Below are 15285 nucleotides of genomic sequence, written 5' to 3' on the forward strand. Positions count from 1 at the left end.
AACTTGGCTGGAACTAGCTTACTGACACTGCTTGATGACATCGCTACTTTACTTGATGACATTTCCATCATGGGAAAAGTCGCGATGAAAAAAACGGCTGGCGTATTGGGTGACGACTTATCCCTTAACGCGCAGCAGGTTACCGGGATAAACGCAAACCGGGAACTACCGGTGGTGTGGGGCGTGGCGAAAGGCTCGTTCCTTAATAAGCTGATCCTGGTGCCGTTGGCGCTGGTTATCAGTGCCTTTGCGCCCTGGGCAATCACGCCGCTGTTGATGATCGGCGGAGCTTACCTCTGTTACGAAGGTGTGGAAAAAGTGATGCACACCCTGCAGCATGATAAAAATGCTGAAACGCCCGAGGCGCGACAGCTGCGGCTGCAGAAACTGATAGAGCAGGATCCTGCCGGTTATGAGAAAAAGAAGATCAAAGGCGCGGTGCGCACTGATTTTATTCTCTCCGCAGAGATTGTAGCCATCACCCTGGGCATTGTTTCCGCCGCACCGCTGCTGAATCAGATTCTGGTCTTATCCGGTATCGCCATTTTGGTTACCGTCGGCGTGTATGGTCTTGTGGCCGCTATCGTGAAGCTGGACGATCTTGGCTTCTGGCTACGCGATAAATCTTCAGCGGTAGCGCAGGCGGCGGGGAAAACGCTGCTGGTGCTGGCACCCTGGTTGATGAAGGTGCTTTCTGTGGTTGGCACCCTGGCGATGTTCCTGGTGGGCGGCGGTATTGTCGTGCATGGTATTCCGGTGCTGCACCATATGATCACCCACTTCAGCGAAGGTTTTCATGGTGTGATTACCGTACTGCTGGAAAACGGCGCTAACCTGGTGATCGGCTTTATTATTGGTTCGATTGTGCTGTTAGCGGTAAATCTGATTGCGAAGCTGCGCGCTTAAGGTATAAAGAGCGCGAAATTGATTAACGGGAGCAGGCCATGAACGACGATATGTTTGAATTTGATATTGATGCTCAGCTGGAAGAGGCGCAGGCTAACGCTGAAAAGAAAGCCAGCGAAGTGCCGACTGAGCTGAATGATGAAGCTAATTGCGAAGGCTGCAAAATCTAATCATCAATGCTTCTCGGCAATATGTTAAAAACGGACAGCTGTCCGTTTTTTTTTGTCTTCGGTGCAGATGAAACCAGGGTTAACTTGCCTGTTTTATTTTTTGCTGATATTTCGCCAACTTCCGTACGTCATGATGCTTTTTAGGACCGCGCGGCAGGAAATTTTCAGTGGGGCTGCTATACATAATGGGTGCTTTTTCACCAAACTAAGGAGGCCGCATTATGTTTATCAGCGTCAGTGATGAAGTGAAGCATAAAGAGGATGGTCAAACCATGATCGTCACCGGCATTGCCAGCGGAATGGTGGAATGTCGCTGGTATGACGGTTACAGCGTAAGACGCGAAGCATTTCATGAAGAAGAACTGTTCCCGGTTAATTCTGCCCGCCAGCTTGCCAGCTAAATCCTTTCTCTTCTCCCGCCAGCCTTGACTGGCGGGATGAGCTTTTGTACATTTGGTTCATTATGTATCTTTTTTAGCGCAATATTGCGTTTTGATGAACCAGGTGAACTATGTCAGAAGAAACTCTTCGTCACGCTTTTTCCGCAAGGCTTATTGAAGCCTGTAATCGTAAAGGACTGGAAGCGCACGGGCGCGGCGTCACTCTGGCGCGTGTCCTGTCGGTAACGCCGCGTGCCGTTGGGAAATGGCTGAACGGCGAGGCGATGCCGCGCGATGGTAAAATGCAGGCGCTGGCGGACTATCTGGACGTAAGCCGCGAGTGGCTGCACTTGGGCACCACGGCGCTTGATAATAACGTGCGTGCGGTTGCGCAGGTGCCCGCCTATAACAGCTATCCACTGATAAGCTGGGTCAGCGCCGGGCTCTGGAGCGAGGCGGTAGAACCCTGGTCACGGGCGGAAATCGATCGCTGGCCAGCCACTACGCGTCACGTCAGCGAAAACAGCTTCTGGCTGGAAGTTAAAGGCGATTCAATGACCTCGCCGGTGGGGCTGAGTATTCCGGAAGGCATGATGATTCTGGTCGATCCTGATATTCCCGCCACCTCCGGGAAACTGGTGGTGGCGCGCTTAATCAATGCTAATGAAGCTACCTTTAAACGCTATATCGAAGATGGCGGGCGTAAGTATCTTAAGCCGCTAAATCCAGAGTATAAAATGCAGGAAATTCATGATGATTGCCGCATTATCGGCGTGGTTGTCGAAGCAAAATGGGAAAATTTAGCTTAAGCGATTCAGTTAACAAAGTGAACTAGTTGTTCTTGTATCAAGTGTACTTTTGGTTCATTATCTCACTATCCTTTTATCGTCGGGAGAAGAGGAATGGATTTGATAATGAATGGCATCTTGTTGCTGTTGGGCGTGGTTAAAGGCTCTATCAGTAAGCTAACGCTTCAGGAATGGGGCTATCTGGTTGGCATCGTTTTTACTATGTTGCGTGGCATCATGATCTGGCGTGACAACCGTAACGAGCAGCGGCGACGTACTGAAATTTTTGAACGCTATGTCAGCCAACTGGCGCAACAAGGCGTGCGTCAGGCCTGGAAAAAATTGCGGCACCTGGAGAGCCGACCGCCGTCAGAAACGCCTAAAGAGTAAGCGCCTGCTATGCGATAGCAGGCGTCAACGGGCAGAGCAGGGCGGTTTATACCGCTTCTGCTGCTGAGGTTAAACGTGACCTTCGTTATCTTCTTCGACCGCCTGATAAATACGCTGCAAAATATCAGGGAAGGCAGACTGCACGCGGCTCCAGCTGGGAATAAAAGGCTTATCGTTAGGGCGCTCCATAAAGGCCTGACCTGCCTCCAGAATCGCCTGAGTAAACATCTCCACCGCTGCCTCTTCGCTGTGCTGATCGAAATGCAGTCCGTTCATGGTCGCTTCATGGCTGTAGATTTCCATCATGTCCAGCGCATTACGATAGTAGGTCGCTTTCAGCACCCGGAAAGAGTCGCTGGTCAGGCTTACGCCCATTGTGGCCAGCTTGCGCAGCAGCGACTGCACAATATCATTGCTCATACGACGCAGGCCGCCGGTGCCATCTTCTTCTGAAAGCGGCTGATGCTTGTGATCGTAATTATGTGCGATTTCCGCCTGACAGCTTTGGCGGGTGGTATAGTTCCGATAGATCTCTGACAGCACCCCTATCTCCAGCCCCCAGTCGCCGGGAATTTTTATATTATTCAGTACATGGGTACGCATCGCGAATTCGCCGGAGAGCGGATAACGGAAGCTGCTGAGATATTCCAGATACTCAGAATGACCATAAACCTGCTGCAACGAGCGCAGCAGCGGTCCTACCAGCAGCCGGCCCACGCGCCCGTTCAGCTTATTGTTAGCCACGCGCGCGTAAAAGCCTTTGCAGAACTCATACTGAAACGCCGGATTAGCCAGCGGATAGAGCAAACGAGCCAGCATGCCGCGCTCATAGGTCACAATATCGCAATCATGCAGCGCTACGCAGCTGCTGCGATCGGAGGCGAGCGTATAGCCGGTACAGAACCAGACGTTGCGTCCTTTACCCGGCTCGGTGGGAGACAATCCCTCTTTGTCCAGCTCGGCATCCAGCGCTTTCAGACGCGGGCCGTCGTTCCATAAAATACGGTGGCGCTGGGGCAGGCGGGAAAAAAATTCACGCGCAAACAGAAACTGATCGCGATCGGCGCGATCAAGCCCAATAACAATCTCCTCCAGATAGGGCACCTTCGCCAGTTCATCAACAATATGGTTAAGGGCCGGTCCTTCCAGTTCAGAAAACAGGGAGGGTAAAATCAAGCCCATTTTGCGTTTACGCGCAAACTGCACCATCTCTTTTTCCAGTGACTCAGTAGAGCGACCGGTCAGATTATGAAAATTTGTAATAACGCCATTCTGGAAAAAATCACTCATATCGAGTCCCCATAAAGCAATCAGGCGAAAATGCCACGATTGGGTTATTCCTGCGCGATAAAATAGTCCAGACCTTCACTCCAGCCAGTCGGGCCATATTCCGTGGTTTGGTAGACGTGACGCTCATCCTGGCGCGTTAGTTCAACCGGAAATTTGCTATAACCTTTGATCACGACCGCATAGTCAACGCTGTCCAGCATTGGCGCATCGTTAGGGCCGTCGCCAAGGCCGACGGTAATAAAGCGTTTACCGCCCGCCGTGGTCATATTTTGCAGCAGCCAGCGCAGCGCTTCGCCCTTGCCGCTGCCTTTTGGCATTACATGCCAGAAACGTCCCCCCTGAACCAGCATCAGCGACTCCTGCTCCAGCTGCTGCCGAAAAAGCGCAAACTGTTCATCCGTATCGCGCCACACCAGCGCTTCCGATGCCTCACGCATGCGCGCCAGAGCGACGTTTGCCACGGACAAGCCGGTAATATTTACCAGCTCTTTTTCGGTAAATTCACTAAAGCCGGTGAAACGAAACTGGTGCTGCTGTTGCAGACGACGCAGACACTCACAGATTTCGTCATAGTTTTTACCAGCGTGATGGCGCACCATTTCGCCCTGCGCATTATCGATCTGTACCAGCGCGCCGTTTTCAGCAATAAAAGGCGCACCGGGAAAACCCAGTTCTTGCTGTAGCGGAATAACCTCTGCAGCCGTTTTACTGGTACATATCACCAGCGGAATATGCTGCTGTTTTAGCAGAGTTAGCCAACGTTCTGCTGGCTCCCAGCTGTAGGTGTGATGATCTAACAGAGAACCATCCAGGTCAGTGATGATCATTAACGGGTCGTGCAGATGCGGCATGCTTAAATCCTCATGATAACGGAGGCCAGCTCCGATAAATGCTGATGCCTAAGTATAACGACAGATGTTAATTATGATGGGTGATTAGCGTAAAAGGCGGGTGAACTCTCTGCTCGGATAATTCTGTAAAAAAAAGGAATTGTGGCACATCCGACTGTAGCAAAAAAGGGAGTAAAACAGAGATAAGCTGGCGATATCTAAGCGCTAACTTGTCGACAATAAACCACTGACACCCCCTTTAACGGCTAAATAAGATTTGTCTTAAGGAAAAAATATCGTAATCTGTAGCCGTTAAGGAATTACCTGGTGTAACGAATTTCATTGACGGTTCTGTCATCCCGGCCTCATAGAGGTCGGGATTTTTTTGCCGCTTAACGATTAACTTCGCTAACCGAGCAGTCATGAATATCAAATTCAAACGATTGCAAGATCTGTGGGCCAAAGCCATAACCTGCAGACATATTTTGCTGTTGCGCCAGATCCCATTCGCTGTGGATATCCATTTTATCGCAAAGCCAGCCACTCTCCTGCACGGAAGAGGATGCGGGGTAAGTCATTCCCCTGACGCTACGCGGTTCATGGTTGTTCATGGTGGTCTCCGGCAAACATATGGCCAGATAAGTATAGGCAAAGAGCAGGCAGGAAATGAGAGAACGCTCGCAGGTTGGTATAACCAGGAAATAACTTAAAAAAAAGCCCGCGCTGCGCGGGCAAAATCCTTGTTACTTTTAGGTTGACTGCGCCTATGGGGTTGGTGCAGTAAAAACAGTGTAGATAGAACCTCTGTCAGAAGTCTCGCGGTGAAACGTTAAGAAAGCGAAAATTTTGAGGGGTTATTTTCTGTTGCGTGCATTTACGCAGCCTTACAGGCAACAAATAACAATCCTGCTACACTTAACCGCGGGAAAAATGAAGAAAACAGGAGACGTTATGGACTTATTGCGCATTATTATTGCTATTTTGTTACCGCCGCTGGGCGTATTTTTACAGGTAGGTTTTGGCGGCGCGTTCTGGCTAAACATCATACTGACGCTGTTGGGTTATATTCCGGGTATTATTCATGCGGTCTGGGTCATTGCACGTCGTTAATTCGCCGTTTATGCTCCGCTATTAATGTAAAAGCCTAGGCAAGAGAGCATGAAGATGAAGGTAAACGATCGCGTCACGGTAAAAACCGATGGCGGCCCGCGTCGTCCAGGCACCATTCTGGCAGCGGAGGATTTTAATGAGGGCACCATGTATCTGGTGGCGCTGGAAGATTATCCGCTGGGTATCTGGTTTTTTAATGAAACTGACCATGACGAAGGCGTGTTCGTTGAGCCTCTGGCGGACAGTGAATAGATAAAAACCCACCTGCAGAGGTGGGTTTTTTACGTTTAGGCGACCCTCTTAAGTACCGCCGCTGCGATTAAAACTTTTCCCAGTTATCGTCAGAGGCCACAGCCACTGCCGGACGCAGCTTGACGGCGGTTGGCGCAGCCGGCGTAACGCTAACCGGAGCGCTGCTTTCCTGCTGTGACAGACGGAAGGTGGCGACGGCTTTTGTCAGACGAGCGGCCTGTTCTTCCAGCGAAACAGCAGCCGAAGAAGCCTCTTCGACCAGTGCGGCGTTCTGCTGGGTAACATTATCCATCTCGGTAACGGCCTGGCTAACTTGCTGGATACCGCGACTCTGCTCATCGGACGCGGCGGCAATTTCCGCCATAATATCGGTAACGCGACGTACCGCTTCCACGATATCGGTCATGGTAGAGCCAGCATGGCTGACCTGCGTAGAGCCCTGACCAATCAATTGCACCGATTCGGCGATCAGGCCATCAATCTCTTTAGCGGCCTGCGCGCTGCGCTGCGCAAGATTACGCACTTCGCTGGCAACCACCGCAAATCCACGCCCCTGCTCACCGGCCCGTGCCGCCTCAACCGCCGCATTCAGCGCCAGAATATTAGTCTGGAAAGCGATACTGTTAATAACATTGGTGATTTCAGCAATTTTCTTCGAGCTGCCGGAGATATTGTTCATGGTATTGATTACGCCGCTGACAATATCACCACCTTCGCGCGCTTTGCCGGAGGCATCGGCAGCGAGCTGACTGGCATGATGGGCGTTATCGGCGTTCTGTTTTACCGTGGCCGTTAGCTGTTCCATGCTGGCTGCCGTCTGTTCCAGAGCTGAAGCCTGTTGTTCGGTACGCGAGGAGAGATCGGTATTACCCGCAGAGATCTCCCCGGAACCCTGATAAATGGCTACGGCACCTTCACGTACCACACCCACGGTTTGCACCAGCGCCTGCTGCATCGCCTGGAGGTTCGCGCCCAGCATGCCGATTTCGCTGCGGCCCCAACTGCGGGCCGGGGCAGTAAGATCGCCTGCGGCGATGCGTGCGATACGCTCACCCGCCTGCTGTAGCGGGTTAATTACTATGCGGCGCAAAAAGATAAAGGTCATCAGCGTCAGCACCAGCGCTGCGGCAAACGCCACGCCCATAATCACAAAGCCAAGGTGTGATTGCGTATCTGCCTGCTGATTAATCGCCTCGGCGCGCGCGGTACGAATATTGATAGCTTTGAGTAATACCTGATTATATTGATCGTCGAGCTTGCGGGTTACGTCGGTTTCCTGAGCTATCACGCCTTCAAAGCTTCCCTGTTTGGCTGAATTCACCATCGGGAGTAGCCCCTTATTAAGGTAGGCGTTAAATTCCGTTTTTAGCGGCGCATCAAGCGCGCTGTCGGCTTCGCTTTTGAGCGGGCGGGCCAGATAGGTATCAAAGTTTTGCTGTGCCTGAGTAAGACGTTTTTCTACCGCCGTCAGAATAGATCGGAATTCATCCATTTCCCCAATACGCGCCGCAGCGCCCGCGTGAATCACCAGCAGCCTGGCAGTACGGAGATGGTTAGAGCTGTTAGATAAAGCCATACGAACCTGAATTTCCTGTGTTGCTTCGTCCAGCGAACGATTGCTTTGCAGCAAAAACCAGCCGGAAAGCGCAATGCACAGGGCAAACAGCAGTAAAATACCGCTAAAAATTGCTGTAAACAGGGGAACCAAACGTAGATGTTGCCAAAAGCTGACCCGTTCTTGGGCCTCATCAGGGGAGGTGTTCTTCATATCCTTTTGCTCTCTGTAGGTAAGGTTGGCGATGTCGAAGCTGTCATAAGCATCGGCAACCCGGGCAAAAGGCTTAGCGGGATAAATGAGAGGCGTGTCGCAAAATGCAAAAGCATGATGGCCGGCAAAAGCCGGCCATCATGCTTATCTTACATTCACATAGATACCGGACGTCACGTTGTCCGTCAGACGCACTACATGATAAATAACCTGTTTATTATGCGTTTTGATTTTACGCTTAATGTTACCTTTGTGGGATGAAACCGTCTTGGCTTTAATTTGCATCTTGTCAGAGATTTGAATGGTATCGTGCCCGGACATCCACATTTTAAGCATATTTGATTCGGTCTGGCTGAGCGTCAATGGATTCGCATCAATGCCAGCAGAGGCGCGCGTGTTGGCGCTAACCTTTTTCTGTAAATAGCTGCTTAATAACTTATCCAGCGTGGCGGACTTTACCGATTTTGATGTAATAATCAGGTTCTTACGAACGTAGAGGTATTCCTCAAAATGGATATTGGCAATCGCCATAAAGATTAAAAACAACGTATCAGGATGCTGCAGAATAATATTGCGAATACGCTCGCTAGAATCGGCTTCATGAATGAAGCATTCCTCGTTAATAAAGACAACGCCAGGTTTTAGCTGTTGGCATTTAATTTGTAGCTGCTCAATATCGTTAACGGATGAGATATTTTTCTTTTTAATCCCTTTTGTAGCCATGTAATCCATTAATCCCAGACGTGTGTAGCTGCATGAATCCATAATAATCGTTGGCATGATAGCGACCCTCACCAATTTGTTATCCGTTAAATCAACGATGAATACGCGTTTGCGGTACGGGAAAGATTTCTATTAACAATCTTGTAATTTTACTCAGCTGTGCTGAATCCGAAACGGAGCAGTGCCGAGGTCATCTTTCGTCCTTGTATCTACAGCAGATTTTGCGCAGGGCAGCATAAATGACTGCCTCTAAGCGCAGCAGAACGCAAACAGCATCTTGTCAAAATGACAAACTGCCCCGGTTGGCGTCTGATGCAACTTTTGAGAACGCTTACACTATCGCGCACAACTAAGATAATCCTGATAGGACAAATCTTAAAATGATTTGTTTCGCGAATGTGTAGCAAACTCGGGAGCCGAGACAATGCCGTAAAAATCCATTTTAGACAAGAAAAAAACGCAGAAAAATTTTTCCTTTCGAAAACATCCATTTGCGTATTCCGCCCAAGGCTGACCTGACATAAAACCCGTTGCGAAGTCCGTTTTAAAATACGCGATGCGTAATTTAATGCGAATAATTTTCATCGCTTTAAAGTATTTATCAGATTTTCCTTAGTGAAATTCTGGTAAAAATGGTTCGAAAAGTACGCAGAAACATTGTGTGTGCTTAAGTATTCATAAGCGTCAACTTAAGAGTTGTTGGAGATTAGTTTTGCGGCATTTCAGAAAGTATGTCAGAAAGTAAATCAAACACTTCACTAAACAGATGCTCACAAAAGGGGGCGAGGAGCGGCATAAGTATGCCAATTGTTAAAATTCCGATCGATAAGGTTATAGGAAAGCCAATAGCGAAAACGGATAGCTGAGGTGCAACACGATTTAACAAACCCAGGGCCAGGTTAATCGTGAGCAACAGAATGATAAGCGGTAGTGCCAGTCGCATACCGTTGAGAAAGATTAACCCGCCCGCTTTAGCAAGCGCCAGGAATGCATTGGCATTAAGTGGATCTCCACCAATCGGCAATGTATGAAAACTGTCCGCTAACAGCGAGATTAACCACAGATGCCCGTTGAAGGTGAGAAACAGCAGCATTGCCAGCATATCCAGGAAACGTGCCAGCACTGGCATATTCAGTCGACTGCCCGGATCAAAGAAGGTGGCGAATGAGAGCCCCATCTGTAATCCGATGAGTTCACCCGCCATGCGAACTGCGGCAAAAGCGAACTGCATGGTGAAACCCAAAGCGATGCCAATCAAAATTTGCTGAATTAATAGCCAAAAACCGTCTACCGAAAACAGCGTTACATTAGTTGGCGGCAACTGCGGTGCCAGAATCCAGGTAATCATGACCGCCAGACCTATTTTGACCTTTTTACTCACGGCGCGTTCACTGAAAATGGGCGCCGTACTGAACAGGGCCAGCAAACGCACCAGCGGCCAGAAAAACTGGCCGACCCAGAGCATCAGTTGGTTGCTGTCCAGCGTTAACATAGGTGTGATCTCTTAAAGGTCGGGCGGAGAAGAGCGGGTCGGTTAGCCGATCATATAGGGCAGGTTGCTGAACAGCGTGCGGATATAGTCCAACAACAGGTTTAGCATCCACGGGCCCGCCACTACTACGGTAGCGGCTACGGATAAAATTTTGGGGATAAAAGAGAGCGTCTGCTCGTTGACCTGGGTCGCCGCCTGCAACAGGCTAATAATCAGACCGCTGATCAGGGCAGCCAGCAGCAGCGGGGCCGCCACCATCAGGGCGATTTTCATTGCGTCGTGGCCAAGGACCATTACCGATTCTGGGGACATGATTGCTCCGGGTATCAGGAATAAAAGCTCTGCGCCAGCGACCCAACCAGCAACTGCCAGCCGTCAACCAACACAAATAACATCAGCTTAAATGGCAGGGCAATCGTTGCCGGCGGTACCATCATCATCCCCAGCGCCATTAATACGCTGGCAATGACCAAATCGATAATCAAAAAAGGAATAAACACCGTAAAGCCAATCTGGAAGGCGGTTTTCAGCTCGCTGGTAACATAAGCTGGCAGCAGAATACGCATTGGCACCGCTTCTGGCCCGACGATCGGCGCGGTGTTTGCCAGACGGGCAAACAGTGCGAGATCCGCTTCACGCGTCTGACGCAGCATAAACTCACGCAGCGGCTGTGCGCCTTTGTCTATCGCTACTTCCATCGAGATTTTGTTCTGACTGAACGGCAGGTAGGCGTCCTGATAAATCTTATCGAACACCGGCGCCATGATAAAAAAGGTCAGGAACAGCGACAGGCCCAGCAGCACCTGGTTCGGTGGCGCAGAAGGCGTACCCAGCGCGTTACGCAGCAGGCCGAACACGATAATGATGCGCGTAAAGCTGGTCATCATCAGCAAAATGGCTGGCAAAAAAGTCAGCGAGGTAATAAAAACCAGCGTCTGCACTGGCAAAGACCAGCTCTGACCGCCATTCGGCAGCGGCTGAGTAACCAGACCAGGCAATTGAGCATGCACCTCCGGCGTTAACAACAGCAGCGGCAGGAGGGGAAGCAGACGACGAATCATTGTGGTTTTCCGGGACGTTTCACTAACGTCTGTAAAATCTGACGGAAGTCAGGTGCCGCCTGGGCGGGCGGCGCATCCTGTTGTTCGGGATCTTTAGGCGGTAGCGTATGCAGATGAGTAATCTGCTGCGCCGTCACGCCCAGCACCAGGCGGGCATCTTCTACTTCGACAATCACCACGCGCTCGCGCTGGCCAACCTGTACACTGGCGCTGATTTTCAGCGCCTGCGGGCCGCCAAGGCGTTTCGGCGTAAAGCCAAGACGCCGGGCCAGCCAGGCGAAGGCGAGGATCAGTAAGACGATCCCTGCCAGTACGCTGCTGACCTGCGTTAATGCCGAGCCGGTCGAAAAGGCGGGCTGTGGTGCTTGCTGAGTCGTTGCCTGCTGGGTGCTGTTGCTCATTATTAGCGGCTCAAACGGCGCATGCGTTCAGACGGGGTGATAATGTCAGTGATACGGACGCCATACTTATCGTTCACGACCACAACTTCACCCTGTGCAATCAGGTAACCGTTAATCAGAATATCCAGCGGCTCACCGGCAAGACCTTCCAGCGCGACCACTGAACCCTGCGCCAGGCGCAGCAGTTCTTTGATCGTCATTTTGGTGCGGCCCAGTTCAACGGTAAGTTTGACCGGAATATCCATGATCAGATCGATATCCTGCAGCGAACCGCCGACATCTTTGCTGTCCAGTGATTTGAACACGCTCTCGGTGGATGACGACGCGCTGTCGGTCGAGGCTTGTTCACTCATTGCCTCTGCCCACAGATCGTCCGCAGAAATGCTGTCATCGGACGTGTTTTTGCTGTCACTCATCGGGCTGTTCCTCATTCAGCGAATTCAATATCGGATTAATCAAGTGTTCTACACGCAGCGCGTATTGTCCATTCAGGGTGCCATACTGGCTGGTTAGCACCGGCACGCCATCAACATGCGCGATAATGCGATCCGGTTTCTCAATCGGTAGTACATCGCCGGGCTTCAGCTGCAGGATGCGCGACAAACGCAGAGAGACGTCGGCAAAATTTGCAATCAGCTCCAGCTCGGAATGTTGTACCTGCTTCACCAGCGTATCGCGCCAGTTTCTGTCTTCCTGCCGCGAGTTTTCCAGCGGCGGGTTAACCAGCAATTCACGCAGCGGCTCGATCATGCTGAAGGGGATACAGATATTAAATTCCCCTACCAGGTTGCCGATCTCCACCTGAAACGGCGTGGTAACAACAATGTCGTTCGGCGACGTGGTGATGTTGGTAAATTTTACCTGCATCTCCGAACGTACATATTCAACATCCAGCGGATAGATCGCTTTCCATGCATCACTGTAGCCTTCCAGCGCCAGCTTCAGCATGCGGCGGATCACACGCTGTTCCGTATGGGTAAATTCGCGTCCTTCAACTTTAGTCGGGAAGCGCCCATCGCCACCAAAAAGGTTATCCACCGCAATGAATACCAGGCTGGGCGAGAAAACGAACAGCGCTGTGCCGCGCAGCGGCTTCAGGTGGATCAAGTTCAGGTTGGTCGGCACCGGCAGGTTACGGGCAAATTCATGGTACGGCTGAATTTTAATCGCCCCAACGCTGATATCCGGACTACGACGCAACAGGTTAAACAGTCCCATACGGAACTGACGCGCAAAACGCTCGTTGATAATCTCCAGCGCCTGCATGCGCTCGCGCACCACGCGACGCTGGGTATTAGGATCGTACGGGCGAATATTGTCATCGCCGATACTCTTATTCTTATCATCTTCCGCGCTTTCACTGTCGCCATTGAGAAGCGCGTCAATCTCAGCCTGTGAAAGAATGCTATCGCCCATTAACTCACCTCAATATGAAGGCGGTAAACAGTACATCGTTTACGACCTGCGGAGGTTGACCTTTAACCAGCGGCGGTGCCAGCGACTGCTTGATCTGTTCTACCAGTTCTTGCTTACCCTGTTCCGATGCCAGCTTCAATGAATCCTGGCGTGAGAGCAGCAGCAGCAACCGGCTACGAACCTCAGGCAGATAGTCGTTCATGCGAAGACGCGTTTCCTCATTCGGCAGACGCAGGGTAAAGCCTACGTACAGCACGCGATCGGGATCGTTATCCGCATTGACCAGGTTAACCGTAAATGTATCAAGAGCATAAAAGACCGGGGCGGCAGGCGGTTCCACTTTCGCGGCAGCCTGATGTCCGTCGGTTTTATTCATTGTTCGCCACACTACATAGCCTGCCACGCTGCAAGCGGCCAGCGTTACAACCAGTAACACCGGAATCAGGATGGAACGTTTGCGGCCTTTAGCTTTCGCGTTATCAGACATTTTGCAGATATACCCTGTGAATTATCTGGGGCAGGCCATAGTGGCTAGCCGGAAGTGATTATCGCGCGTCTCTCGCCGATCAATGGGGGGAAAAGACGCGCCTTTTGCTTTTACCTTTGGCGTTTGTCGCCGTCAGGCGAATGTATCTACTGCGCTACTGCCCGCCGCCCGCGCCTGTAATGCGGCGGGGACCGCCAGCGGCGTTACGTCATCTTCGCTACCTGATGCCAGCGGAAATGCGCCCTGAGGCTGGTCGCGACGCGGTTCCTGCTGGCTGCCGAAACTCTGGCTCTGCGGGAAAGCGTCGCTGCTGACATTGCTTTGCGTCAGGTTGATGCCGCTTTCTGCCAGCGCGGTGCGCAGATGAGGCAGGGCGGCTTCCAGCGCAGCGCGTACATGACTATGGTTTGACACCATACTCAACTGCGCCTGATCGTTATCCAGCTTCAGGCTGATCTGGATCGCACCCAAATCGTCCGGATGCAGACGCAGCTCGGCGTTCTGTTGCCCGTTGCGACTGAACATCAGCACCTGCTGGCTTACCGCCTGTTGCCACTCCGGACTGCCCAGCTGCGCATTAATCTGCGAGGTTACCGGCGTCATGGCCGTTGCCGAAGCAGCAGGGGCGGCGGTTGCGGCGGTTGCGCTATTCATTGCTGCTGACAGCGCGCTTAGCGTATGCGTCGGCAGATTTTCTTTATTCTCTGTGCCTTCATTCTGACGCGTTTCATTCATCAGATTCTGGAAGCTGGAAAGCGGAGATTCCTCCTCGCTACCGGCAGCGGTCGTCGCAGCAGCAGCCAACGGCATACCGCTGCTCAGGCTGGTTTTCTCCGCATCAGCATCCGTGGTAACAGGCTGTTGCGCGAGCAGCGCCGCTTTCAGGTTGCCGCTTTGGCTATTGAGTGCGCCGAGGCCACTACCTTCCAGTTTCACGTCATTACTTTTTGCGGCCTGCTGTACCAGCGGCGTTTGCGGCAGCATGGCAAACAGCGCCTGTAAAGATTGCTGATCGGCAGCGCTTAAACTGTCTCGTTTCAGCTCCTCTTTATCATCGGCGAGTTTAAGGTTCTCTTTAGCCTTTTCCGGCGTCAGCAGCGCATCAATTGCTTCAGGATTTTGCACTGCAGCCAGCAGTTGGCTCAGTTCGCTTACCGGTTTTTTTTCTGCCAGCGCTTTTTGCGCATCAGCGGGCAGCGTGGCTTTTCCATCGCCCTGTTTCGCCAGCGTCAGCAGACGATTGCCGAGCAGCGTCAGGAACGCCTCCGACAGCTGGCCGGAGGCCGCGCCATCGCCGCTGACAAGGCCGGTGCCGTTGGTAAGGTCGACACCACTATCGGCGCTGACGGTATTCACTGATGTTGGCAACTTAATCATTAGCCTTCCTCAAAGATGCCCGTTGGGCATACTCATCCATCCGTTTCTGATCGAGACGGTTTTCCTGTAATAGTTCATTGGCCTGCGAACGAGCCTGAAGCGTTTCCCAGGCGTGCAGCCGCTGCTGTTTGTTGCGCCAGACGTCAAGCGCCTGCTCGACTTTCTGCGTACACTGTGTCAGTTGATGACGATGCTGTTCGATGGCTTTTTCCAGCGTCTGAATAAACTGGTGATAGTTAGTCCAGCGCGAACTGGCGATGCCGGTCGACATGTTGTTGTTCAGCTTATGACGATATTCATCCTGATAGTTGAGCAGCATATTCAGCTGCTCATCCGCCTGCTGTTGGGCGCGACGCATCGTGCCCAGCCGGATAGCCGCGTCTTCCACCTCTTTCTGCGCCAGGTCGCGCAGGGTTTCCATCGCACTGTTGGGTTTAGCCATCG

The 15285-nt window shown here is 51.7% G+C and carries 21 protein-coding genes; 7 read left to right on the forward strand and 14 right to left on the reverse strand.

Annotation, left to right across the window (positions count from 1 at the left end):
- Nucleotides 1–3: 3 nt before the first annotated feature.
- The 5 genes from ACQE32_RS03100 to ACQE32_RS03120 all read left to right on the forward strand — a co-directional run bounded on the left by ACQE32_RS03100 (nt 4) and on the right by ACQE32_RS03120 (nt 2634).
- On the forward strand, nt 4–906 hold the full coding sequence (locus tag ACQE32_RS03100) for a DUF808 family protein (protein WP_426972127.1): 903 nt from the start codon (nt 4–6) through the stop codon (nt 904–906).
- Nucleotides 907–944: 38 nt separating this feature from the next.
- Complete coding sequence (locus ACQE32_RS03105) at nt 945–1076, forward strand: hypothetical protein (protein WP_427021332.1); 132 nt, start codon at nt 945–947, stop codon at nt 1074–1076.
- A gap of 221 nt (nt 1077–1297) precedes the next feature.
- Nucleotides 1298–1477, forward strand: a complete 180-nt coding sequence (locus ACQE32_RS03110) for a YodC family protein (protein ID WP_250650230.1) — start codon at nt 1298–1300, stop codon at nt 1475–1477.
- Between the two features lie 110 nt (nt 1478–1587).
- Nucleotides 1588–2265 carry a LexA family protein gene (locus tag ACQE32_RS03115; protein WP_426972129.1) on the forward strand — a complete coding sequence of 226 codons (678 nt, stop codon included), beginning with the start codon at nt 1588–1590 and terminating at the stop codon, nt 2263–2265.
- Nucleotides 2266–2358: 93 nt separating this feature from the next.
- Nucleotides 2359–2634: a hypothetical protein gene (locus ACQE32_RS03120; RefSeq protein WP_250650228.1), complete on the forward strand. Its 276-nt coding sequence runs from the start codon at nt 2359–2361 to the stop codon at nt 2632–2634.
- Nucleotides 2635–2703: 69 nt separating this feature from the next.
- Here ACQE32_RS03120 and ACQE32_RS03125 read toward each other — a convergent pair whose 3' ends face one another.
- The 3 genes from ACQE32_RS03125 to ACQE32_RS03135 form a co-directional block, all read right to left on the reverse strand.
- Entirely contained in the window at nt 2704–3924 is a 1221-nt protein-coding gene (locus tag ACQE32_RS03125; RefSeq protein ID WP_085071284.1) for a glycosyl transferase, read from the reverse strand.
- Nucleotides 3925–3968: 44 nt separating this feature from the next.
- Entirely contained in the window at nt 3969–4775 is an 807-nt protein-coding gene (locus ACQE32_RS03130) for a mannosyl-3-phosphoglycerate phosphatase-related protein (protein ID WP_085071285.1), read from the reverse strand.
- A gap of 371 nt (nt 4776–5146) precedes the next feature.
- Nucleotides 5147–5365: a hypothetical protein gene (locus tag ACQE32_RS03135; RefSeq protein WP_426972132.1), complete on the reverse strand. Its 219-nt coding sequence runs from the start codon at nt 5363–5365 to the stop codon at nt 5147–5149.
- A 340-nt stretch (nt 5366–5705) separates the two neighbouring features.
- Between ACQE32_RS03135 and ACQE32_RS03140 the strand changes: the two genes are divergently transcribed.
- Both ACQE32_RS03140 and dsrB read left to right on the forward strand, forming a co-directional pair.
- Nucleotides 5706–5864 carry a YqaE/Pmp3 family membrane protein gene (locus ACQE32_RS03140; protein ID WP_085071287.1) on the forward strand — a complete coding sequence of 53 codons (159 nt, stop codon included), beginning with the start codon at nt 5706–5708 and terminating at the stop codon, nt 5862–5864.
- A gap of 54 nt (nt 5865–5918) precedes the next feature.
- The gene (dsrB, locus tag ACQE32_RS03145) at nt 5919–6116 is read left to right on the forward strand and encodes a protein DsrB (RefSeq protein WP_085071288.1); all 198 of its coding nucleotides are present in this window, start codon (nt 5919–5921) and stop codon (nt 6114–6116) included.
- A gap of 67 nt (nt 6117–6183) precedes the next feature.
- Here the strand turns inward: dsrB and ACQE32_RS03150 are convergent, their stop codons facing one another.
- The 11 genes from ACQE32_RS03150 to fliJ all read right to left on the reverse strand — a co-directional run bounded on the left by ACQE32_RS03150 (nt 6184) and on the right by fliJ (nt 15283).
- Nucleotides 6184–7884: a methyl-accepting chemotaxis protein gene (locus ACQE32_RS03150; RefSeq protein ID WP_426972134.1), complete on the reverse strand. Its 1701-nt coding sequence runs from the start codon at nt 7882–7884 to the stop codon at nt 6184–6186.
- A gap of 144 nt (nt 7885–8028) precedes the next feature.
- On the reverse strand, nt 8029–8664 hold the full coding sequence (rcsA, locus tag ACQE32_RS03155) for a transcriptional regulator RcsA (protein WP_085071290.1): 636 nt from the start codon (nt 8662–8664) through the stop codon (nt 8029–8031).
- Nucleotides 8665–9313: 649 nt separating this feature from the next.
- Nucleotides 9314–10099, reverse strand: coding sequence for a flagellar biosynthetic protein FliR (gene fliR, locus ACQE32_RS03160; RefSeq protein ID WP_426972136.1), 786 nt, complete (start codon nt 10097–10099; stop codon nt 9314–9316).
- Between the two features lie 42 nt (nt 10100–10141).
- The gene (gene fliQ, locus ACQE32_RS03165; RefSeq protein WP_085071293.1) at nt 10142–10411 is read right to left on the reverse strand and encodes a flagellar biosynthesis protein FliQ; all 270 of its coding nucleotides are present in this window, start codon (nt 10409–10411) and stop codon (nt 10142–10144) included.
- 14 nt (nt 10412–10425) lie between these two features.
- Nucleotides 10426–11157 (reverse strand): flagellar type III secretion system pore protein FliP, encoded by a 732-nt coding sequence (fliP, locus tag ACQE32_RS03170; protein ID WP_250652739.1) that lies wholly within the window; start codon nt 11155–11157, stop codon nt 10426–10428.
- Nucleotides 11157–11561 (reverse strand): flagellar biosynthetic protein FliO, encoded by a 405-nt coding sequence (gene fliO / locus ACQE32_RS03175; protein ID WP_250650225.1) that lies wholly within the window; start codon nt 11559–11561, stop codon nt 11157–11159. The genes fliP and fliO overlap by 1 nt, the downstream gene beginning before the upstream one ends.
- Before the next feature lie 2 nt (nt 11562–11563).
- The gene (gene fliN / locus ACQE32_RS03180; RefSeq protein ID WP_085071295.1) at nt 11564–11977 is read right to left on the reverse strand and encodes a flagellar motor switch protein FliN; all 414 of its coding nucleotides are present in this window, start codon (nt 11975–11977) and stop codon (nt 11564–11566) included.
- A complete protein-coding gene (fliM, locus tag ACQE32_RS03185; protein ID WP_085071296.1) occupies nt 11970–12977 on the reverse strand; it encodes a flagellar motor switch protein FliM in 1008 nt (335 codons plus the stop codon). The genes fliN and fliM overlap by 8 nt, the downstream gene beginning before the upstream one ends.
- Before the next feature lie 4 nt (nt 12978–12981).
- Nucleotides 12982–13464, reverse strand: a complete 483-nt coding sequence (fliL, locus tag ACQE32_RS03190; RefSeq protein WP_426972138.1) for a flagellar basal body-associated protein FliL — start codon at nt 13462–13464, stop codon at nt 12982–12984.
- 132 nt (nt 13465–13596) lie between these two features.
- Entirely contained in the window at nt 13597–14841 is a 1245-nt protein-coding gene (locus ACQE32_RS03195; protein WP_426972139.1) for a flagellar hook-length control protein FliK, read from the reverse strand.
- Nucleotides 14834–15283, reverse strand: coding sequence for a flagellar export protein FliJ (gene fliJ, locus ACQE32_RS03200; protein WP_085071299.1), 450 nt, complete (start codon nt 15281–15283; stop codon nt 14834–14836). Before fliJ ends, ACQE32_RS03195 begins: the two co-directional genes overlap by 8 nt.
- Nucleotides 15284–15285: the final 2 nt, after the last annotated feature.

Origin of the sequence: Pantoea sp. FN0302, from assembly GCF_050113775.1 — a bacterium.
Classification (GTDB): Bacteria; Pseudomonadota; Gammaproteobacteria; order Enterobacterales; family Enterobacteriaceae; genus Mixta; species Mixta alhagi.